We start from the raw sequence: 21,042 nt of genomic DNA, 5'->3' as shown, positions 1-21,042 counted from the left end.
ACTTACCAATGTAGCGTAAATCGAAAGGGGAATGTTCTGATGAGAAAAAGATTTCAATGGAGTACTTTGGTGCTGGTAGCTTTATCTTGTCTGCTCGTCTTGGCAGGCTGCGGAGGCAAAGAAGGAGCGGCAACGTCGGGAAATGAGCCGGCAGCAGCCAACGGGCTGGAAGCGATCAAACAGCGTGGCAAACTAGTCATTGGTGTGAAATACGATACCAAGCTGTTCGGACTGAAAGACCCGGCTAGCGGAAAAGTAGAAGGCTTTGATATCGACATCGCCAAGGCTGTAGCCAAACATATTTTTGGCGATGAAACCAAACTTGAACTAAAAGAAGTCACGTCCAAAACACGAATCACCTTATTGCAAAACGGGGACATCGACGCCATTATCGCGACGATGACCATTTCGGATGAACGTAAAAAGCAGGTTGATTTTAGCGACGTCTATTTTAACGCCGGGCAATCTCTACTCGTGAAAAAGGGGAGCCCCATCACCGGGCTGGAGTCCCTGACCCCGAATACCAAGGTGCTCGCCGTGAAAGGCTCTACTTCCGCCAAAAATATCCGTGAAAAAGCACCAGAAGCGACGATATTAGAATTCGAAAACTATCAGGATGCTTTCAATGCCCTCAAAGCAGGTAAAGGAGAAGCGTTAACTACCGATAACTCTATTCTGCTCGGCATGCAGAAGCAAGATCCGAATTATATTCTTGTAGGCGGGAACTTCACAGAGGAACCTTACGGCATTGCAGTAAAGAAGGGACAAACCGAACTCCTACAAGCCATTAATGATACGATCAAGGAACTGAAAAGCAACGGTGAATACGATAAGCTCCACGAGCAATGGCTTGGGGTTAAGCCCGAATAGTATTCTTGTGAAGGAGCCGCGCTTGCGAGCTCCTTCCTTTCTTAAGTCTGGATAAGGAGGTATACCTGTAGATGCTTACTTTTGATATCAACGTACTTTTCGATCATAGCGACCGTTTCAGAGAAGGCTTGCTTCATACCGTTCAAGCTAGTGTCATTGCCTTGATCGGAAGCTTTATTCTGGGGGCTATTATTGCCATCCTCCGAATTGCGCCTTTTAAATGGCTAAACTGGATCGGTACCGTCTATGTAGAGGTCATCCGCAATATCCCATTGCTGATCGTCGTGCTGTTTTTTTATCTCGGGCTTCCCACTTTGGGCATCCCTTTGGACGGATTCGTATCTGGAACGCTTGGATTGACCGTATACACAGCCTCCTTTATTGCTGAAGCCATACGTGCCGGCATTCAATCTGTGCCCAAGGGGCAATTTGAAGCGGCAAGGTCCTCCGGGTTGAGTTACAACCAGACGATGATCAGCATTATTTTACCGCAAGCCATCAAAATTGTACTGCCTGCGATCGGCAACCAATTCATTAATCTGGTCAAAAACTCTTCCGTGCTGGCTATTGTGGCCGGGCTGGACCTCATGTATTACTCGGACCTCATTAACTCGGATACCTTCCTGCCCATCACAGTCTACGCCATCACGGCGTTGTTGTATCTTATCTTGACAGTTCCGCTTAGCTTTCTTGTACTGTACATGGAACGGCGTCTGTCCAAAACATCCTAAGGAGGGAAGCCTGTATGGATTTCGGTGGATTGTTTGTGTGGCCTAATGTGCGTTTTATACTGGAGGGCTTCCTGCTCACGCTGGAGGTTGCTATTTACTCTATCGTGTTCAGCTTCGCTCTTGGTATCTTATTCGGCATTCTGCGCTATACCCGCTTACCTGTCATTTCACAGGTTGCAGCCTTTATCATTGATCTCATTCGTAATCTTCCATTATTGCTCATTATTTTCTTCATCGGTATGGTTTTACCATCTATCGGTCTTTCCATTTCCCTCAAGTGGGCAGCCATTACAGGCCTGTCGATCTTCGAGGGAGCCATGATTGCTGAGATTGTGCGTAGCGGTCTGAATTCGGTCCATAAAGGACAGGTGGAAGCCGCACGTTCCTCTGGTCTAAGCTATTCTCAAACCTTATGGCATATCATTCTGCCCCAAGCGCTTCGTCGCATGGTGCCCCCGATTGTCAGCCAGTTCATTTCCCTATTCAAGGATACCTCACTGGCTGTCATTATCAGTTTGCCGGAGCTGACGCATAATATTCAGATTGTCGGTGGGCAAAATCAATCCTTTGTCATTCCAGCCCTGCTGTTCGCAGCTTTCCTGTACTTTGCTGTCAATTACAGTATGTCACTGATTGCACGCAGGCTGGAAGTTCGTACACATTAAAGCTCGTGATACTCATCAGGGTTGCCACTAGTTGGAACGCACGGTTAGTACAGCTTGTATCTCTTTAATCAATTGCTTCAACGCTTCTCCCTGATAACGGCCAGACCGATAAACCAGCTCTAGCTGACCCTGGAGCACGTCGCACAAAATAGGTACAGTGCAAAATTGTGAGTGATCCAATTCTGTTGCAAGGGACTCCGTCTGTAGGGTTACGGCAAGTCCATCCTGCACCCAGCGCAGGATGGAAGGTATGGAATTGGTCTCCAAGACGGTTGCAAAAGGATACCCGCGATCACGGAAGCACTTCTCAATCAGTTTCCTGCCGGGATGACACTCTGGCTGCATCCCCCAGGGTACATGCCTCAATTCGTCCAGCGTAATGGAAGAACGGTTGGAAAACACATGCTCTACCGGAACAACAAGACAGTAGTTCTCCGTACGAAGAGGAAGCTGGACAAGCCTTTCATCCGTACCCGAATGCAGCGTGATGCCAACATCCACTCGGTTATCCAGCAGCTGTTCTGTGACATCAAATGATGGATGGATGTGCAAGCTGACTCTAGGAAATGACTGATGAAAATGGATAAACATTTCTTGTAATGGTTCCTCCAGCTCCGGTAATGCGATACCAATCCGCAAACTCCCGCGTTGCTCGGTGCGCAACTCCTCAATGGAAGCCTTTGCTTGCTGTAAATCCTTGAGCGCATGTGCACTGTGTTGCAGCAACAATTTCCCGGCATCTGTCATCTTAATTTTCTTGCCTGCACGGTCAAAAAGAGTCATGCCCAATTCCTCTTCCAACGCCTTAATTTGCAAGCTAAGTGTGGGTTGGGAGATTCCGATCTTTTCCGAAGCTTTCGTAAAATGCAGTTCCTCGCATACCGCAATGAAGTATTGAAGCTGACGTATCTCCGTCTTCCTTCTCTCCCTTCGAGAATCCCCAGAATGATTGCATAAAAGGTCAAAAGAAGCGCAAAATCGGATCAAACCGGTTCGCGCTTCTTCTTCAGGTTATTGCGCTTTTTTTAGATTATTGGGCTACTTCTGCTTTTTCCGCAGTCAACGTAATATTCGCAAACGTGTCTGCATCATACTCCTTGCCACGGGTAATATCGTAATTGGCTACCCGATTATTCACTGCCTCCAACGAGTAACGGAATAACGTCGGTACAATGGGTGCCTCCTCGCTCATATACGCCTGCCACTGATTGTATATATCTTTACGATAATTGTCGTCAAAGGCTTTCACAGACACCCCTTCCTGCAACAGCTTATCATTCTCTTCACTGGTAAAGCGCGAGTAGTTAAAGCTGGCTCCGCGTCCATACAGCCCACTAGGGTTTACATCTGTACCTGTACTCCATGCGCCGCCAAAAATATCAATGCCAGGGTCATCCTTCTGCACACGGTCATAGAAAGAATTGAACTCAAGCAGACGGCCGTCCACCAGCTCGACATGAAGCCCGACATCCTTCCAATTTTGCAAATAAAACTTCGCCAGCGATTCGGCTGTCGCATCCCCGCTCATTGCCGCATAATGGAGCACCAGTTCCTTGCCCTTAGGGTCCTCACGGTATCCATCTCCATTGGTGTCCACATACCCTGCCTCGTCCAGCAGCTTTTTTGCCTTGTCCGGATCATACGCAATGCCCTTCGCATTCACATCATGATATCCCTTAAAGGCGGGCGGGACCAAGGATGTCGCAGGAGTCCGAAGCCCATGATAGAGCTGCTTGCCAACCTGCTCGTTATTCAGCGCATAGCCGAGGGCCTGACGTAATGACTTGTTCGCCAGCTTGGCGTTCGGGTCCATGATATTTAGACTCTTGGCCTGATCGAATTTGCCCATCTTAAAGCCTACATAGCTATAAGATAATTCCTCCTGACCGAGAAACTGTACATTTTTTGGATTGCTGGCCTCATTGTAACGGGTGGTTGGATAGCTGGCCCAGTCGACTTCTCCACTTTTCAGCGCCTCGGTAATGACATTCGGGTTCACCACCTTCAGATGAAGGCCATCCAGCTTGGGTACACCGTGAAAATAATCCTCATTTTTGACAAATTCCACAGATTCACCTGTAACCATGGATTTAATTTTGAACGGCCCATAGCCAATCGGATTTTTACGGACAGGGTCTGATCCGGCCATATCTTTCACGGGGATATTCTGAAACACCTTTTTCTCCAGGGGTGTAGACCAAAGTCCCGATTTCACCGAAGGATTAGGTTCCTTGAAATGAATGGTAACCTCTTTCTCATTGAGCACTTTGATGCCAGAAATGGTTTTGGCCTTACCCGAGTGATAATCTTCCATACCCACAATATTCGTCATAAAACTATCATAACGCGGACCTTCGTAGTCTTTATGACCGATCACTTCATAGGAAAAAGCATAGTCCTCCGCCGTTACGGGATTACCATCCGTCCAGTTCAGTTTGGGATCAATTTTCACAGTCACCGCCTTATTGTCTGGGGAAAAGGAAATCGTCGCCGCCCCTTTATTGTCAATATTCAGATTGGAGTCAATCGAAAACATAGAAGGATAAAAAAACTGGAAGACTTCAAAATCAGGATTGCCTTCATAAAATACAGGATTCAGAATGCCTTCAAAAGGGGTATCAGACACGAGTGCATAATTGATGATGCCACCCTTAATCGGGGCCTTATCGTTCTTGATCGCCTTCGCCAGCGCTGTCGCATTCACCTGTTTGCTGTCGGACCCTGAGCCGCCTGTACCGTCAGACGATTTCCCTCCATTTGAAGCGGAAGGCGAACCGCTGCATGCCGCCAATGAAAGTACCAAAATTGCAGCTAGAACAGGCAGAATCCCTTTTTTCCAGTGTTTAACCATTGTAAATCCCTCCTTGTCATTGTCCTTATCCTTGAACTTCGGTTAACCCAATCGTTGTCTGGCATCCGTGGCGCGTTTGAGCGCCTGGCCAATAAAGTTAATCGCCAGCATTAACACCAAAATAAGCAGTGAGGCAGGTAACCACATCCACCAGCTATTCTGCAAAACATCCGGGTCATTGGCATAACTCACCAGTGTACCCAAGCTTGGCGTAGATTCCGGTAAGCCAAAGCCGAGATAAGAAAGCCCGGTCTCAATCCCGATATTCCCCGCGAGACTGAGGGTCAGATTGACGATCACGACCGAGCTAAGATTGGGCAGCACGCCAAACCAGATGATTTTCCAATTGGGTGTGCCAAGGGTTTTGGAAGCCTGCACATAATCCAGTTCGCGCTCCGACAACACCTTCGCCCGGATCAGGCGTGCTTTTCCAATCCATAAAAAGGCAGTCATGATAAAAATAAAGGACCCTATGCCGCTTTTGGGTACAATGCTGACAAATACGATGACCAACATCAAAAATGGAAGCACCAAAATAAAATCAATAATCCGCATGATGATGTTATCGACCATTCCCCCATAAAAACCAGCCAGTAAACCTAATGTTAAGCCAATAGCGGCGGATAACAATGTAATCGTAAAGCCAATAGTGAAGGAATTGCGGGCTCCAATGACCAGTTGGCCGAAAATATCTCTGCCCGCTCGATCTGTCCCCAGCCAATGCACTGAGCCTGGAGCTTCACGAATCGCGCCCAAATCGACCGTCGTGACTACATCCTGATTTACAAACAGGACAGAGGCATATATAAAGATCAAGAACAGAATCACAAAGCCAATGGAAACCAAGGCCATTTTGTCACGCACCAGCTCACGACGTAGTACAGACCAACTGGATGGTGATTTACGAATGATTCCCGGCGTGAAAACCTCCTCCACCTGTATAGACACCATAATCCCTCCCTTTCTCTAGACTTGTTCGCTATTCAATTCGAATGCGGGGATCGACCTTGCTCAGGATGACATCAGATAAAAGGGTCCCTAATAGTGCCAAGAAGCCAGAAATCATGACCAGCGCGTTCACGACTGAAAAATCCCGTTGAGTGATGGACTGAAGAAATAATTGGCCCAACCCCGGATAACCGAAAATAGATTCAAGAAAAATGTTGCCTGCAATGACTCCCGTCAGGTCATAGCCCAAAAAGGCAGCAATCGGCAATAGAGAGTTTTTGAAAATATGGCGGGAATAAATTTTACCTTCGGGTACCCCTTTGGAACGCGCTGTTTTCACAAAATCCTTCAGTCTTGTGTCAATGACCTCATTGCGCAAATACTGAATCGTAGCCGTTGTACTGAGCAATGCGCCTGTAACCGCCGGTAAAATGAGATGATACGACTTGTTCACGTAATATGACCATGCCCCCGGCTCCACACCTACATCCACACTGCCGCTGGTTGGAAACCAGCCGAGCCTAAAGCCGAATACATACAGCAGCAGCAACGCGAGTATAAATAGAGGTGTCGCAAAGCTGAGATAGGTATAGCCCACTACGGTTTTGTCCAGCAGACTATGCTGATAACGACCGCTGAGTACGCCGAGCGGGATGGCGATCAGATACGTCAGAACCAGAATGACTACGCCCAGAAAGAACGTGTTCCCCAGACGGCTGCCAATCAGATCGGTAACGCTAATTTTATGTACATAAGATTTGCCCAGATCCCCGTGAGCAAGCTGGACGAGCCAGTTCCCATACTGCATCCACACCGGGTCATTCAGTCCCAGTCTTTGTCGCTGCTCTTCCAGTGCGGCCGGATTCAGATTGGGTGTCGAAGTAATAAGTCCTGTCAGGGCATCCCCCGGCATAGCCTTAGCCAGGAAAAATATAAGCACGCTCAGTGCAAAAAGTTGAGGGATCATAACCAGTAGCCGACGCAGTGTAAATTTCCACATATTCTGTACCCCCTTATGGTAGCGCGACTTGATGGGATGGACTTACTGATTTTAGTGCAAACGATTTTCCACTCGCGTCTAGATGTTTGGGTAGCTCTGTTTTGTAGGAGGATAAAAGCATTCGCCTTTTTTGAGCATTTTCCAGCCGTTTTGTAGGATCAATATTGGGAATGGTTGCAATGAGGCGCTGGGTATACAGATGCTGTGGACGCTCATAAATATCTTGCTCGCTCCCCTGCTCCACTAGACGGCCCCGATACATAATACCGATTTGGTCGCACATATGGCGGATAATACCTAAATCATGGCTGATGAACAAATACGTCAAATTAAATTCCTGCTGCACATCCTTCATAAAATTAAGCACCTGTGCCTGCACGGAAACGTCCAGTGCTGACACTGGCTCATCAGCAATGATCAGCTTGGGGTTTAATGTCAGCGCACGCGCGATCCCGATCCGCTGTCGTTGCCCCCCGGAAAATTCATGCGGATATTTATAGGCTGCATCGGCGTTCAAGCCGACCTTTTCCAGCAACGTCTGTACTTTTCTCCGTTCTTCCTCACTACTCAGCCTTTCAAAATTTCGCAGCGGTTCAGCAATGACATCCAATACGCGCTTACGCGGGTTAAGCGAAGAGTATGGGTCCTGAAAAATCATCTGAATATCTCTACGCAATGGATGACGATTGTTACTACTTAGAGCTGCAAGGTCCTTTCCTTTAAACAAAATCCGTCCGCTCGTCAGCTTATTTAGACCGATGATCGTCCTGCCTGTCGTCGTTTTCCCACAGCCAGATTCCCCCACCAGCCCGTAGGTCTGGCCTGCCTCAATGCTGATCGACACGCCATCCACTGCTTTCACCTGATCGATAACACGCTGGAAGAAACCACCGCGCACCGGATAGTGCACCCTCAAATCATTTAACTCCAGTAGTGCCATGAGCAGCCTCCCCCTTTGCCTCGTCTTCAAAATGGAAATGCTGATAACATGTACAACGGACCCAATGTCCAGGGGAAATTTCATTTAATTGGGGATGGTCTTCATGCACCCTCTGCTGAATCCAGGGAATACGTGGAGCAAAGCGGCAGCTATTGCGGGGGATATCTTGTAATGAGGGAACAATGCCGCCGATGACATGCAGTGATTCCCCCTTGGTATGCGATCCCGGCATGGAAGCAAGCAAAGAACGCGTATACGGATGCTGTGGATGCCTGAATAATTCAAAAACATCAGCGCTCTCCACGATTTCTCCGGCATACATGACCACCACGCGGTCGGCTACTTCTGCCACAACACCAAGATCGTGCGTAATCAGGATAATACCGCTCCCAGTCTCCTGTTGAAGCTGTTTGAGCAAGTCGAGAATTTGCGATTGGATCGTTACATCGAGCGCAGTCGTCGGCTCATCTGCAATAATAAGAGAAGGTCGGCAAGCTATGGCAATCGCGATCATCACACGCTGCCGCATCCCTCCTGACAGTTCATGCGGATACTGATCATACACACGCACTGGATTCGGTATATCTACACTTTCCAGCAGCTCAAGCACACGTTCCCTTTTTTGCTTCGTAGATAGTGACGTATGATAATCGAGATTTTCCTCAATCTGCTTGCCAATGCTCATCAACGGGTTGAGTGCTGTCAACGGGTCCTGAAAGATCATGCCAATTCCCGCTCCGCGGATTTTATTCATTTGCCCTGAGGAAAGACGGTTCAAGTCCGTTCCTTTAAAAAAGACCTCCCCCTCTACACGCGTGCGTTCCATGTCATGCAGTTGCGGGATCGAAAGCGCTAACGCGCTTTTGCCACAGCCGGATTCTCCGACTACAGCCAGCACTTCATTGGGGTTGACCGTCAGATCCAGATGGTCGACTGCGGGGTGATATTGATCCTGGATGCGAAAAGATACGGATAATCCTTTAATTTCCAACACAGGTTCGGTATTCAATGCGCGCTTCCTCCATTCTCCATGGTCTTGTCCCGCTTATTCTCACCATGTTTGATGTTTAAAACCTCTCATGAACATTACATACCGTTTTTGTCGGAATAATTTGAATACATCCTATCACCAGTATATGGATATATCAATTAAGATTATGCTATCAACATCATTTAAAAAATCAATGATCCAGCAATAGTGCGGCCTTTCTGGCACAAAATGTAATGAAATAACCAACCACAGGTTAATTTTCATCACAAAAAAAGTCGCCTGATCCCTCAGCAGGGATCAAACGACTAACTAACCCAAGCTCACATTGAGCTCCTGACAATATAATTTACGAAGCCGCTCCATAGGAGCCAGACTTGAATGTTCTAGGATCGTACCATTTGTAGCCTGCTGCCGGAGCAGACCAAGGCTCAGGCTGTGGTTCCGTGGACGCCGCAGGCTCTTCGAATGGCAGAAGCTTCGTTGGTTGATCCAGAGTCAAACCTGCCACATCAGACAATTTCGTGTAGTCCTGCTTCCATGCAAGCCATTGAACCGTTTGCACCAGGAAGGTTGAATCATCCACTTCTTTGAAGCCATCATATGTCTTCTTCGACTGTCCGTTTTCCTCACGCACATATTTCGGTGTAGCATCTTCTACAGGGGAAGAATCACCGATGAATGCCGCCTTGCCATGGCCTACCTTGGAGATAGCGGCATAAGGTCCTTCCGCACGGCCCCCGCCGTTATAAACCCCCTGATCTACCGCATTCCCCCATTTTTTCGTGCCTGAAGGGATATAAGCAATGCCTTTAGCCTTGGTAGGATCAATAATAGCCAGCGTAGATCCTGCATGCATGGCAATCGAGCGCACACCCTTGGTAATACCGAAAGATTGATCTGCGGCTACAATGTCGGTAGCATTCACATCACCGAGCGCATTGTAACGGAAACGAACGCCAAAGTTGGCCGCCAGCCAATCGGAGCTTGTTAATCCTTGCATTGCCGGTGATGCAGCCTCTTCTGCAGTCATGCCTTTGGCCGGATTAGTATAGGCTCCACGACGGTAGCCATTCATAACCTCGGAGGAATCCCAACGGTTTTTGTTACGATCTGCATTATAATGATCGGAGATGAAGAAGACGCTCCCTCCGTTATTCACGTATTGCAGCAGGGCAGCCTGCTCGGATGCCTTAAAGGCAACATTCGCTTCACCAATAATGAACACATCATATTGGCGCAGCTTGTCATAGGTTATGGCCTGCTCTCCATAAGTAAAAGGAATGGGACGATTTAATGGGTCTACCGTAAAGCCTACATTACGCAGTCCATTGGCAAAGTCGGAGAAGGCGCCTTCAATGACCCAATCTGCTGCACCAGCGGTCTGTGCGTGCGTATTATCGAGCAGCACCTTTTTGCCTTTTCCATCCGGCAATGTAGTACCGGGTTGACCCGGGTTGCCAGGTTCAGGTTCACCAGGTTCCCCTGGCTCGCTTCCGTTCACCAGTTCAACAGCGCTTGGGCTTTTCACTCCACCAAAATTATTGTAGGCGCCGAGTGTACCCGTCACACGGATTTTGCTGCCAATCAGCTCAGGATGGCCTGTTAGCCCAAATTGCCCTCTGTACGCGGATGTCAGCTGTACATCCAATAGATTAGACGTGCTACGTTCATTGGCCTGGTCGGCAATCAGTACGTTAAAATCATTCGCAAACGGAGAAGAAAAGTTAGCCGTTTTCGATCCGGTGGCATGTCCGACGATATAACCTTCTACCGTCACCGTACCTCCACTGCTTTGGCCCTGAAGTGCTTCGGCTACTGTCAATGCTCCCTCTGCCTTGATCTGACCGAACGGAACGAAGATCCCGATCAGCAGTGAAACGATCGCTGCTAGATGCAGCATCCCTTTTAAGCGTGAACCTGTGAACCGCAAGCCTTTTACCATACGTCAATATCCCTCCTATGATTTCCATAAATGTACTTGTCCTCTATCAGATTAGCCGCCAATCTTCTAATTCCTTCCTGATTTCATCCGTAATTATGTAAACTTTAATCTTTTTTATTGGAAATGCACCTGTTTATGTAAAAATTAAACCCTGTGATTGACACCGAGCACGTCATACATTACGCTAAGAAAGACATGTAGAACGGTATACGCGAATGAAGATGACGGGAGAGTCTGTCCAGGAGGCTTACACTCTGGCGGCACCGAAGGAGCAAGACGCCAGCACCCGGCTGGCGGATAATCTCTCAGGTCCATGTATCGTCATCTGACGCAACTCTGGAGAGAGCGCAAGCCACCCAAGGGGTAAGGCGGTAAGAACACCGCACGAAACTCTCAGGTAACGAGGACAGAGATAAGGGAAACTTCCTTATCCTGTCCTTTTTTTGTGCTCACATTGTGCGTCAGCATTAGGAACCGTCATAACCGCGCAAAGACGCGGAAATACCATATAGTATGGTATTAGAACATACAGGGGGCCACACCATGCGTTTCAAAGATGTATTTTCTATTATCGGCCCGGCCATGACCGGACCTTCCAGTTCACACACCGCAGGCGCGGTGCGACTCGCACGCGTTGCCCGGCACTGGCTCGGGGCGCAGCCTGACCGTGCCCGTATGACACTGTACGGCTCCTTTGCCGATACGTATAAAGGACACGGTACGGATCTGGCGCTCATCGCAGGACTGCTTAATTACGATACGGACGATCACCGGATTCCAGATGCCGAGCAATGGGCCGAGCAAGCCGGGATGACCGTGGAATTCGCCGTCAGTGGACTCCCCGCTCCTCATCCGAACACCGTCCGTTTCGAGTTGTGGAAGGGCGAGGATCAGCGCACACTGCTGGGCTCCTCCATCGGCGGCGGCAGCATCCATGTCCAGCAACTCAACGAATTCCGGGTCAATCTGACCGGGGAGCTGCCTACGCTGGTGCTTCTCCACTCGGATAAGCCCGGTACATTGGGCGCAATAACTTCAGCGCTGGGCGCGGCCCACATTAACATTGCCTATATGCACGTAGATCGCAAAGGCCGGGATGGTGAAGCACTCACCGCCATTGAAACGGACAGTTCTGCTCCAGCTGAACTGATTGCGGAACTGCGTTCTTTACCTCATATGTATGAAATTAAGATGATTAATTTGAAAAAAGGAGCTGAATCCGATGCGGTTTAGCCATCTGCATGAGATCAGCGCTTTATGCGCTGAAGAATCCACCACGATTGGCCGCTTGATGATTCAAGAACAGGTACAAGAAACGAATACAACGGAGGAAGAAATCTTTCGCCAAATGTCTGATTATTATGAAATCATGAAGGAAGCCGTTCATCGCGGTCAGACACAAGACACCGTATCCCGCAGTGGATTGACGGGCGGCGACGGCAAGCGCCTGGCCGAGTATCTGCGGTCAGGGGAGACCTGCTCCGGTGATGCCTCCGCGCTCGCCATGGCTTATGCCCTCTCCGTGTCGGAGGTTAATGCATCCATGGGTCGCATTGTCGCCACTCCTACCGCAGGCTCATGTGGGGTTATCCCTGGTGTGTTCATCAGTGCGCAGGAACGGTTCGGCTGGGATGATGAGCATATGGTGAACGGCCTATTCGCCGCTGGAGCCATTGGCTACGTGATCGCCAACAACTCCTTCATTTCTGGCGCGGAGGGAGGCTGTCAGGCTGAGATTGGCTCAGCTATCGGGATGGCCGCTGGCGCTATGGTCGAGCTGCGCGGTGGTACGCCTGAACAGGCTGTTCACGCCGTGGGCCTCGCTCTTAAGAACACGCTCGGCCTGATTTGCGACCCCGTCGCCGGACTCGTGGAGATTCCGTGCATCGTGCGCAACGGGCTGGGAGCCGTGACTGCGCTTGCCGCAGCGGACATGGCTTTGGCGGGTGTGCGCAGCGCTATTCCGTCTGACGAAGTCATTGACGTGATGCTTGAAGTCGGCAGCGCGATGCCGTCGAAGCACCGCGAGACCGCCAAAGGCGGCTTGGCTCAGACGCCGACTGGCAAGCGTTTGACCGAATCACTTACACGCAACGCATCAATCAAGAAGAATAAGTCGTAATTTCTAAGCTTTAAACCAATTACTTTTCCTCTATAAAACAAGGCGACTACCTCTCCCCTACATTGTCCTAGGGAAAGAGAATTCGCCCTTATAAAGAAAAGAGCAAGCATATCGTCGCTGGACGTATGCTTGCTCTTTTTCTTTTTAGTCGGGTTACAGATTACTGAACGGTTACCTGTATCTTCGTCATTTTACCTGCATATTTCACAGTAATTACTGCTTTGCCCTTGCCCTGTGCCTTAATGTTACCGTCTTTGACGGTCGCCACAATAATTCTGGACGAGGACCAGACAGCCGGTTTGGAAACATCCTTCTCCGACTCATCCTTATACGTGGCTGTAGCCGTAACCTTAGCCAGCTGTCCTGCCTTCAAATTCAAGGCGACTTCGTCTGTTTGCAAATATTTAAGCGTATCAACATCTACAGGTACGCTGATTATCTTCCCGCCGAACTTCGCCTGAATGTTAGCTTTACCGTAGCTGACCGCGGTAACCTGACCCTTTTTAACAGTGGCTACCTTATAATTGGACGTTTTCCATTCAGCTTGGGTTGTAACATCCTTTTCTTTACCATCGCTCGATTTAACCACAATCGCGATGGTTTTTTGATCTCCAGATTTGAGCGATAGCGCGATTGCATCCGCTTCAATCTTTTGCGCTACGTCCACTTCTACCGTAAACGTAATGTTTTGCTTGCCATATGAAGCAGTCACAGTTGCCTTACCACTACCATTCGCTTTGATCAAACCTTCGCTAACTTCAACCACTTTTACATTGCTAGTTGTCCAGGTGGCATCCTTGGTTACATCTGTTTTTGTACCACCACTCTTAACTCCTGTTACTTTCAGCTGCTTCGTTTCCTGAGCACCAAGCGCAATTACACGCGAGTCTGTTTCCAGACGGTCTACAAGGCCCACTTGTACGTTAATTGTTAGTTTTTTGCCATTATAGGTCGCTGTAATAACCGCTTTACCAGCAGATTTACCCGTAATCGTTCCTTTGGACACAGAGGCAATATCTTCCGCGCTTGAAGCCCATTCTGCATCCTGTGTTACATCTTCCTTACGCCCATCCGCATAAGTAGCCGTCAAAGTTGCAGTATAGTCCTCATTAATATCAATTGTTGCCGTTTTGGAGGACAGAGACAGATCCCCGGGTACATTTACGGATACCGTAGCTGTAACTGTTTTGCCGCCATAAGAAGCGGTGATGGTAGCCTCACCTGTTTTATAACCTGTGACTTCCCCCGCGCTGACAAAAGCGATATCTTCATTGCTGGACTTCCACTCTGCCTTACTTGTGATATCTTCTTCCGTACCTGTTACGTACGTTGCGGTCAGCTTGAGCTTTTTGGATTCCTTGGCATTCAAGCTCAGCTTGTCCTCGCTCAAATCCAGAAATCTAGAGGTTTCGACATCTGTCTTGATCGAAACGGTCTTATCTCCATACTTAGCGGTCACCGTTGCCGAACCCGCACCGATGGCCATAATCGTTCCTTTATTCACCGTTGCAATTTTTTCATCGCTTGATGCCCAAGTAGCTTTATCCGTGATATCCGTTACTGTTCCATCCGGGTAAACAGCAGAAACCTGTATTTTTTTAGATTCATCCAGACGGAGAAAAATATTGGATTCGCTGGCTTTCAGCTTATTCGTTTGATCGACATCCACCGAAATCGTAGCGGACATCGTGCCATATTTACCTGTAATTGTCGCCTTTCCCGCGCTATAGCCGGTAATGGTGCCTTTCAGTACATCCGCCACAGCTGCATTGCTGGAGCTCCACTCAGCGGACTCTGTCACGTCCTGTACCGATCCATCCGGGAACGTCGCTGAAAGTTTAACCTTCTCAGTATCCTTCAGCAAAAGAGAAACCTCTGATGAACTGACATCAAGACGTTTAACTTGCTCTACCTGTACAGCAATGGTTACGGTCTGCTGACCATATACGGCCTTAATATTGGCTGTACCTGCTCCCTGAGCGGTAACCAAACCGTTAACTACAGTTGCAATCTTTTGATTATCCGAGGTCCAAGTAGCATCACCCGAAACCTGAGCTGTTGTATTATCACTGTATGTCGCTGTCAAATCAACCTGTCCTGTACCGCTTGAACGCAAGTTCAGGCTTTGTACACTAGATGTCAGCGCCTTAACCTTTTTCGTTACATGTACCTGAACCGATTGTACCTTATCTTTATAGGTCGCAACCACGGTGGCTTCCCCTTCAGCCTTGGCCGAAACTGTACCATTATACACAGTAGCAATAGCTGTGTTATCACTTTTCCAATCCGTGCTTACGGTTACATTTGAGGTTGTCCCATCACTAAAAACAGCCGTAGCCGTCAATGCAGCTGTATCCCCCTGTTGCAAAGTTACCTCGTTAGACGAAAGGACAATCTTGGAAAGCACTGCTTCTGCTGCAGATGCAAACCCTGCATATGATGTAAAACTTGAAATCAGGATGACCAACGCCAGAAAACCGGACCATCTATTCTTCAAAATCTAATTCCCTCCCATTTCAAAACTTAAATTAAGGATTTCGCAAAATCCTTATACCTACGTTTTATGTCGTCATATGGAAAAGAATAGTTTAGGCTTCAAGGGAAATTTGGTCCTTATTAACTAGATCATTTCTGATAAAGATTTAGACATTACAATTTGTGTATCTTCAGGGCCATAGTGAAGAGTTTTCACAACAGATCCACAATCCCGCATTTATAAACAGCTATAAGCTGCCGCGCGAACTCTCAAATGATGGTACTCTTCCATATTGGGATCGAGCTGATGCATATATACGACGGAGAATTGTTCGCTCGGATCTATAGAAACCCAGGTGCCTGCCATTCCCGTCCAGCCAAATTCTCCAATCGAGCTGTTTGCATGCCCAACCGCTTTATCCATTAACGTGCGCACACCAAGTCCATAGCCATAACCTGTATGGTATGAATTGGTGAAATCCGATAGTTGAGCTGTATTCAGATGATTGGTGCGCATTAAATCAATGGTTTTTCTCCCCAATAAGTTCACACCGTTTACCGTGCCGCCATTTGACATCATTTGTGCAAATGTGAGGTAATCTTTGACTGTCGAATATAAACCTGCGCCTCCGCCTTCATATATAGCATCTGGCTGATGATATTCATCCAGGAAACCCTCCATTTTTTCAAGTTTTCCGGCGTCTTTCCGTTGATACATGGAGGCCATCCGCGATTCAATATCTCCACGATAACGGTAACCTGTATTGTTCATTCCAAGTGGATCAAAGATTTCATCCTTTAAAAATTGTCCTACTGATTTACCTGAAATCACTTCAATAAGGCCTGCAACAAAATCATGTCCATATCCGTATAACCAGCGTGTTCCGGGCTCAAACGCAAGTGGAACTTCAGAAAGCGCTTCAATTTCTGTGCGTAGGTCATATTTCCCCTGCTTTTCCTTTAATCCTGCAATGGCCTTCTGCATAGCTTTTCCTGTTTCTGAAGACTCGGAAGCGTAAGGAAGACCCATACTCATATTGAATATATGCTTAATTAAAATGGGATTCTCTGCCTTATCCACGTAGGTGTATCCGTTAGGAGCGGTTTTGAATACATGCGCATTACGATATTCGGGAAAATATTCATACAAGGGTTCATTCAACAAAAATTGCCCACGTTCGTACAGCATAAGTGCAGCCGCACAGACAACAACCTTTGTCATGGAAAACAAGCGATACACTGTATCCTCAGTGATTGGCTTTCCGGCTTCCAGATCAGCATATCCATGATACCCTTCATACAACACTTCACCATTCTGGGCAATGGCACAACCGCAACCTGCCGGCCCATTTACTATAAATTGTTGCAATAGCTGATCTACCTTGTCAAAACGAGACATATTCATCCCTCCTATTTTTCCTTCAAAAGAAACAAGCTTCCCCTCGCGCTCTAATTCTTGTTCCAACAAGTTCAGCGTGATTTCTTGTAAGCGCTTATTCCCTCGCATTTATTTTAACGGTAAACTTGGTAAATACATAGATTATTTATCATAATCAGATGGCTTTACATTAACAGCTCAGCCACCGTTTCCTTCCAGCGATGAATCACCGATTCCGGTTCCTTGAGACGAACCGTGACACCTGTCAAAATATCCGCATATTGGGCCGAATCCTCTCTGGCTGCAAAAACATGAGCCGCAAATCGCTCACGTACATGCTTGGCTCCGGGCAAAGCAGGCAGATGTTCCAGTGACAACCGCACATAATGCGCCTTCCCCCCGGTAAACACCGCAAGCGTCGCCTTCCCAGTGCGGATCATGTTGCCCGTCGTGGTTGTACCCGGCCATAGGGCCAGACGCAAATTCCCCTCGTCCAGCGCTACAACTTCGCCCACACTAATCATCGCTATGTGCGGCCACTGATCTTCCGTGACCGTCAGCAGCATCATGGCTTCATGCTGCTTGTTCTCCAATGCCTTGCCGTCCAGTAGCGTGAACAGTTCCTTACCGATCCTTGGTGTCTGCATGAAGTATAATCCCCTTTACTTTTGGCCTATAACTTCAAAGTACCATAATTTACGGCTACTTACGAACGACCCTATAACCGCTCTGGAATAGGAGGAACATGAGCAGCATTCGGAATATCTTTGGGGTTTACCTTGAACGCCGATTTATACTTTGCTGGATCCGTAATGCTATCCGGTTCTGAGGTTCGCCATGTGAACAGGCATACAGGGCACAACAAAACCTCCCAGGCATCTTTAACCGGCGAATGGGAAACAACTTCTGAACGATTGGACTCACAACGGGGACAAATATGCATCTGTCAGCACTCCTTTAATCTTTCTTTGTTTTTTTAAAATATTTAGCGAAGCATTTGGCTCAACTTTTTCTCCCATTCCGCTACACCCAGCGGGGAATCGAGCGGCTGCGAGTAATGGCCTCTAATATCCGGTGCTACAGGTGTCGTCGCATCCAGTATCATTTTGTGCGTCATACCTGCCGGATCAGAGCCGGGGTCAAGCGGTAAAATAGACAAGCCAGGAACAATGACAGCATCATGCTTTGGATGAAGCTTGGTGGATAAAGCCCACATGACTTGCGGCAGATTGAACGGATCGACCCCCTCGTCCACCACAATCACCAGCTTGCAATACCCCAATCCATGCGGAGTCGTTAACGCACGCATTCCCACAGCCTTCGCAAAGCCGCCATACCGGGTTTTCGTGGAAATAATAGCGACCAGCCCATGCGTATACATAGCATTAACGGCTACGATTTCATTAGGAAAAGCATCCTTAAGCTGCTGAAACAACGGTACACTTGTATTCACACCGATCATATAATCCGTTTCCGTCCAAGGCATCCCGATGTACAGATGCTCAAAGATAGGCTGTTTGCGGTGATATACACGATTAATCTGGATGACTGGCATCGCGCGACCGCCGGAATAGTGACCTGTGAATTCACCGAATGGACCTTCATACTCACGTTCACCTGCCAACACTTCGCCCTCCAAAATGACCTCGGCTCCCCAAGGCAGATCCAGATCTGCGTCCTTCGCTTTGACCACACGATAAGGCTCACCCTGAATGGCCCCAGCCATCTCATATTCGGATTGATCGTACAGCAGCGGTGTAGAAGCAGCCGTTGTAATAACAGGCTCACATCCGAGGGCAATAGCCACCTTCAGATTTTCGCCGCGTTCCTCAGCCTGACGGATATGGATCGCAATATCATGCTGTGGTACAGGCTGGATGCCCAAACGGTTCTTTCCTTTCACCTGCATCCGGTACAAGCCGACATTTTGCTTACCGTAGGTGTCCGGGTCATCCAGATCGCGTGAAACTAAAATCGCTTTGTCCAGATAAAATCCTCCGTCCCCCTGGTTCAAACGAAACAACGGCAAAATATCAAACAAATTAATATCCTCTGTAATCTCGACTTCATGAAAAGGAGCCGTTTCTTCCCGCTTCACGGGCACCGGAAATTGTTCATAGCGTCTGGCGAACTCAAAAAACTGCTCCTTCAGCGGCGTATTTTTTGGCATTCCCATCATAAGGGCATGATTGGGCCAGGAGCCCATCACATTCATTGCAATACGAGCATCCGTATATCCATAGATATTGTTGAAAAAGAGAGCAGGTGTCTTATCACCAAGATTGCTTAATGCTTTGTTAGCTGCCGCCAGGTCTGGCTCCGGCTTTACCTCGTCGCTGATCGTGAGTAGTTGTCCCTCTTTTTCCAAGGTGTTTAGAAAATCGCGAAAGTCTTTATAAGCCATCATTCATTCTCCTTCGTCTTTCGATTTCTCAATTCTGGTGCAGTCTGGAGTCAGTTTGCTTCATTCCATCCCATCGTTTGGCTGCGGCTGTGACGATACCGAACTGATCTAATACGCGAAAAACAATATGATCTACCAATTCCTCGATACTTGCAGGATGATTATAAAAGGCAGGCATCGGCGGCAGGATCATCACGCCCATACGTGACAGCTCCAGCATATTTTCCAGATGGATACTGCTTAATGGTGTTTCCCTGGTCATGAGCAGTAGCTTCTTTCGCTCCTTCAGCATCACATCCGCTGATCGGGTGAGCAGGTTGTCCGCCATACCGATACGAATAGAGGCAAGAGTCTTCATGCTGCAAGGAGCGACGACCATACCGTCTACCCGAAAGGAGCCGCTGGAAATACGCGCAGCCTGATCCTTATACGAGTAGACTGCATCCGCCATTGCCTCCACTTCCTTCACCGTATAGCCTGTCTCATAGGGAATGTTCGCAATAGCCCACGGGGATAGTACCAGATGGCTTTGAACTCCAGCCTCTCGTAATTGTTGCAATATACGGATACCAAAGATCGACCCTGTCGCTCCCGATATTCCTACAATCATTTTTTTCATATGTCCCCTCCATCCACTCCATCGTTTTATGTTCACCCATGCATTACTGTCAAAAATTATACGCCTGTTCCCTGCACACGAAAAATATATATAATATATGTAATACATACTTTAAAAGTATCCTAATTGAAGCGTTGTTTAGAAATAAGGAGGAATCCCAATGGATATGAAGCATCTGTATTACTTTTGTGTCATCGTGGAGGATGGGCAAATCACCAAGGCTGCCAGAACGCTCAACATGGCCCAGCCTCCACTGAGTCAACAACTCAAAAATATGGAGGACGAGCTTGGCGTAAAGCTGATTTACCGTGAAGGAAAGAAGTGGGAAGTTACCGAGGCCGGGTATACACTGTATACACGCGCCAAACGATTATTGGCTGAAATGGAGGACACCTGTAGAGAAATTGGGGAGTTTGAAAACAAAGTAACCGGCACACTTGCTATAGGCACGTCATCCGCCTGTATGTCTCTGATTACTGAACAACTCAGCCGCTTTCATCAAGATTATCCAGAGGTATACATTAAAATAGGACACGGAGACACACATCATCTGGAAGAGCTGCTGCACCAAAATAAAGTGGATCTGGCCCTGTTGCTGCTTCCGGTAGATGACAAATCGTACCATTCAATTGAGTTGGAGGGCGTTTCCTTTGTTGCCGTACTTCCGTCTGAATGGGCAGATCGTCATCCCAGTGGGGAAATTACGTTACAAGAAGCTGCCAACTATGACCTCTTGCTGGGACGCCGAACAGAGGGACACGGACTATACGAAACCGTCATACGCAAATTTCAGGAACACCATCTTGTTCCGCGCGTCGTACTGGACTGTCCTGAAATATCGACCATTCTCTCGCTCGTTTCCACAGGCATGGGAATTACCATCATTCCAGACGCTGGCTTGGGACAAGAATACGGGGACAGATTTCGCACACTCTCCATTAAGGAGCCGTTCCCCTTCACACGGCCTGCCGTCGTATGGCGCAAGGATCGTTATTTATCCAATGCAGCTCGCAAATTGGTTGAACTGCTACAAGCTGAAAACACAAAAAAGACTGTTCCCGAGTAGATGCTCTACCGCTCTACTCCTGAAACAGTCTGATGCTGGA

At 48.0% G+C, this 21,042-nt stretch carries 19 protein-coding genes and 1 riboswitch; of the genes, 6 read left to right on the top strand and 13 right to left on the bottom strand.

Annotation, left to right across the window (positions count from 1 at the left end; all coding sequences use genetic code 11):
• The first annotated feature begins 39 nt into the window (after positions 1-39).
• The 3 genes from MKY98_RS01985 to MKY98_RS01975 all read left to right on the top strand — a co-directional run bounded on the left by MKY98_RS01985 (position 40) and on the right by MKY98_RS01975 (position 2,266).
• Positions 40-870, top strand: coding sequence for a transporter substrate-binding domain-containing protein (locus MKY98_RS01985; protein WP_069010734.1), 831 nt, complete (start codon positions 40-42; stop codon positions 868-870).
• 71 nt (positions 871-941) lie between these two features.
• Entirely contained in the window at positions 942-1,601 is a 660-nt protein-coding gene (locus MKY98_RS01980) for an amino acid ABC transporter permease (RefSeq protein WP_023986681.1), read from the top strand.
• Positions 1,602-1,615: 14 nt separating this feature from the next.
• Positions 1,616-2,266 carry an amino acid ABC transporter permease gene (locus tag MKY98_RS01975; protein ID WP_029514671.1) on the top strand — a complete coding sequence of 217 codons (651 nt, stop codon included), beginning with the start codon at positions 1,616-1,618 and terminating at the stop codon, positions 2,264-2,266.
• A 27-nt stretch (positions 2,267-2,293) separates the two neighbouring features.
• On the opposite strand, the gene MKY98_RS01970 is transcribed toward MKY98_RS01975, so the two are convergent.
• From MKY98_RS01970 to MKY98_RS01940, 7 genes are all read right to left on the bottom strand, one after another.
• Entirely contained in the window at positions 2,294-3,253 is a 960-nt protein-coding gene (locus MKY98_RS01970) for a LysR family transcriptional regulator (protein WP_029514670.1), read from the bottom strand.
• A 43-nt stretch (positions 3,254-3,296) separates the two neighbouring features.
• A complete protein-coding gene (gene opp4A, locus MKY98_RS01965) occupies positions 3,297-5,117 on the bottom strand; it encodes an oligopeptide ABC transporter substrate-binding protein (protein WP_029514669.1) in 1,821 nt (606 codons plus the stop codon).
• Between the two features lie 42 nt (positions 5,118-5,159).
• The gene (locus MKY98_RS01960; RefSeq protein ID WP_069010733.1) at positions 5,160-6,068 is read right to left on the bottom strand and encodes an ABC transporter permease; all 909 of its coding nucleotides are present in this window, start codon (positions 6,066-6,068) and stop codon (positions 5,160-5,162) included.
• Positions 6,069-6,096: 28 nt separating this feature from the next.
• Complete coding sequence (opp4B, locus tag MKY98_RS01955; protein WP_029514667.1) at positions 6,097-7,065, bottom strand: oligopeptide ABC transporter permease; 969 nt, start codon at positions 7,063-7,065, stop codon at positions 6,097-6,099.
• Between the two features lie 13 nt (positions 7,066-7,078).
• Entirely contained in the window at positions 7,079-8,005 is a 927-nt protein-coding gene (locus MKY98_RS01950) for an ABC transporter ATP-binding protein (RefSeq protein ID WP_069010732.1), read from the bottom strand.
• Positions 7,983-9,014 (bottom strand): ABC transporter ATP-binding protein, encoded by a 1,032-nt coding sequence (locus tag MKY98_RS01945; protein ID WP_069010731.1) that lies wholly within the window; start codon positions 9,012-9,014, stop codon positions 7,983-7,985. Before MKY98_RS01945 ends, MKY98_RS01950 begins: the two co-directional genes overlap by 23 nt.
• Before the next feature lie 328 nt (positions 9,015-9,342).
• Positions 9,343-10,938 (bottom strand): DUF6359 domain-containing protein, encoded by a 1,596-nt coding sequence (locus tag MKY98_RS01940; RefSeq protein WP_208332433.1) that lies wholly within the window; start codon positions 10,936-10,938, stop codon positions 9,343-9,345.
• Between the two features lie 215 nt (positions 10,939-11,153).
• Positions 11,154-11,269: riboswitch (glycine riboswitch) on the top strand.
• A gap of 212 nt (positions 11,270-11,481) precedes the next feature.
• Between MKY98_RS01940 and sdaAB the strand changes: the two genes are divergently transcribed.
• Both sdaAB and sdaAA read left to right on the top strand, forming a co-directional pair.
• Positions 11,482-12,171, top strand: a complete 690-nt coding sequence (gene sdaAB / locus MKY98_RS01935; RefSeq protein WP_069010729.1) for an L-serine ammonia-lyase, iron-sulfur-dependent subunit beta — start codon at positions 11,482-11,484, stop codon at positions 12,169-12,171.
• Entirely contained in the window at positions 12,161-13,060 is a 900-nt protein-coding gene (sdaAA, locus tag MKY98_RS01930; RefSeq protein ID WP_069010728.1) for an L-serine ammonia-lyase, iron-sulfur-dependent, subunit alpha, read from the top strand. Before sdaAB ends, sdaAA begins: the two co-directional genes overlap by 11 nt.
• 160 nt (positions 13,061-13,220) lie before the next feature.
• Here sdaAA and MKY98_RS01925 read toward each other — a convergent pair whose 3' ends face one another.
• From MKY98_RS01925 to MKY98_RS01900, 6 genes are all read right to left on the bottom strand, one after another.
• Entirely contained in the window at positions 13,221-15,557 is a 2,337-nt protein-coding gene (locus MKY98_RS01925) for an Ig-like domain-containing protein (protein WP_069010727.1), read from the bottom strand.
• Between the two features lie 216 nt (positions 15,558-15,773).
• Positions 15,774-16,934, bottom strand: a complete 1,161-nt coding sequence (locus MKY98_RS01920; protein WP_069010726.1) for a serine hydrolase domain-containing protein — start codon at positions 16,932-16,934, stop codon at positions 15,774-15,776.
• Between the two features lie 164 nt (positions 16,935-17,098).
• Positions 17,099-17,560, bottom strand: coding sequence for a hypothetical protein (locus MKY98_RS01915; protein WP_029514659.1), 462 nt, complete (start codon positions 17,558-17,560; stop codon positions 17,099-17,101).
• Positions 17,561-17,631: 71 nt separating this feature from the next.
• Positions 17,632-17,856 carry a non-oxidative hydroxyarylic acid decarboxylases subunit D gene (locus MKY98_RS01910; protein ID WP_029514658.1) on the bottom strand — a complete coding sequence of 75 codons (225 nt, stop codon included), beginning with the start codon at positions 17,854-17,856 and terminating at the stop codon, positions 17,632-17,634.
• A gap of 42 nt (positions 17,857-17,898) precedes the next feature.
• A complete protein-coding gene (locus MKY98_RS01905; RefSeq protein WP_029514657.1) occupies positions 17,899-19,317 on the bottom strand; it encodes a non-oxidative hydroxyarylic acid decarboxylases subunit C in 1,419 nt (472 codons plus the stop codon).
• Positions 19,318-19,345: 28 nt separating this feature from the next.
• Positions 19,346-19,936 (bottom strand): flavin prenyltransferase UbiX, encoded by a 591-nt coding sequence (locus MKY98_RS01900; protein ID WP_069010725.1) that lies wholly within the window; start codon positions 19,934-19,936, stop codon positions 19,346-19,348.
• Between the two features lie 160 nt (positions 19,937-20,096).
• Between MKY98_RS01900 and MKY98_RS01895 the strand changes: the two genes are divergently transcribed.
• Positions 20,097-21,002: a LysR family transcriptional regulator gene (locus MKY98_RS01895; RefSeq protein ID WP_069010724.1), complete on the top strand. Its 906-nt coding sequence runs from the start codon at positions 20,097-20,099 to the stop codon at positions 21,000-21,002.
• Positions 21,003-21,042: the final 40 nt, after the last annotated feature.

This window comes from Paenibacillus sp. FSL M8-0228, assembly GCF_038007385.1.
Lineage (GTDB): Bacteria > Bacillota > Bacilli > Paenibacillales > Paenibacillaceae > Paenibacillus > Paenibacillus polymyxa_D.
The sequence above is the reverse complement of the archived record's forward strand: the minus strand, read 5'-3'. Positions and strand labels throughout refer to the sequence as shown.

What these genes read in the sequence shown, in the direction of transcription:
- MKY98_RS01985 (WP_069010734.1), top strand. Translation starts at nt 40, where the DNA reads ATGAGAAAAAGATTTCAATGGAGTACTTTGGTGCTGGTAGCTTTATCT.
- MKY98_RS01980 (WP_023986681.1), top strand. Translation starts at nt 942, where the DNA reads ATGCTTACTTTTGATATCAACGTACTTTTCGATCATAGCGACCGTTTC.
- MKY98_RS01975 (WP_029514671.1), top strand. Translation starts at nt 1,616, where the DNA reads ATGGATTTCGGTGGATTGTTTGTGTGGCCTAATGTGCGTTTTATACTG.
- opp4A (WP_029514669.1), bottom strand. Translation starts at nt 5,117, where the DNA reads ATGGTTAAACACTGGAAAAAAGGGATTCTGCCTGTTCTAGCTGCAATT.
- MKY98_RS01960 (WP_069010733.1), bottom strand. Translation starts at nt 6,068, where the DNA reads ATGGTGTCTATACAGGTGGAGGAGGTTTTCACGCCGGGAATCATTCGT.
- opp4B (WP_029514667.1), bottom strand. Translation starts at nt 7,065, where the DNA reads ATGTGGAAATTTACACTGCGTCGGCTACTGGTTATGATCCCTCAACTT.
- MKY98_RS01950 (WP_069010732.1), bottom strand. Translation starts at nt 8,005, where the DNA reads ATGGCACTACTGGAGTTAAATGATTTGAGGGTGCACTATCCGGTGCGC.
- MKY98_RS01940 (WP_208332433.1), bottom strand. Translation starts at nt 10,938, where the DNA reads ATGGTAAAAGGCTTGCGGTTCACAGGTTCACGCTTAAAAGGGATGCTG.
- sdaAB (WP_069010729.1), top strand. Translation starts at nt 11,482, where the DNA reads ATGCGTTTCAAAGATGTATTTTCTATTATCGGCCCGGCCATGACCGGA.
- sdaAA (WP_069010728.1), top strand. Translation starts at nt 12,161, where the DNA reads ATGCGGTTTAGCCATCTGCATGAGATCAGCGCTTTATGCGCTGAAGAA.
- MKY98_RS01920 (WP_069010726.1), bottom strand. Translation starts at nt 16,934, where the DNA reads ATGTCTCGTTTTGACAAGGTAGATCAGCTATTGCAACAATTTATAGTA.
- MKY98_RS01915 (WP_029514659.1), bottom strand. Translation starts at nt 17,560, where the DNA reads ATGCAGACACCAAGGATCGGTAAGGAACTGTTCACGCTACTGGACGGC.
- MKY98_RS01910 (WP_029514658.1), bottom strand. Translation starts at nt 17,856, where the DNA reads ATGCATATTTGTCCCCGTTGTGAGTCCAATCGTTCAGAAGTTGTTTCC.
- MKY98_RS01905 (WP_029514657.1), bottom strand. Translation starts at nt 19,317, where the DNA reads ATGGCTTATAAAGACTTTCGCGATTTTCTAAACACCTTGGAAAAAGAG.
- MKY98_RS01900 (WP_069010725.1), bottom strand. Translation starts at nt 19,936, where the DNA reads ATGAAAAAAATGATTGTAGGAATATCGGGAGCGACAGGGTCGATCTTT.
- MKY98_RS01895 (WP_069010724.1), top strand. Translation starts at nt 20,097, where the DNA reads ATGGATATGAAGCATCTGTATTACTTTTGTGTCATCGTGGAGGATGGG.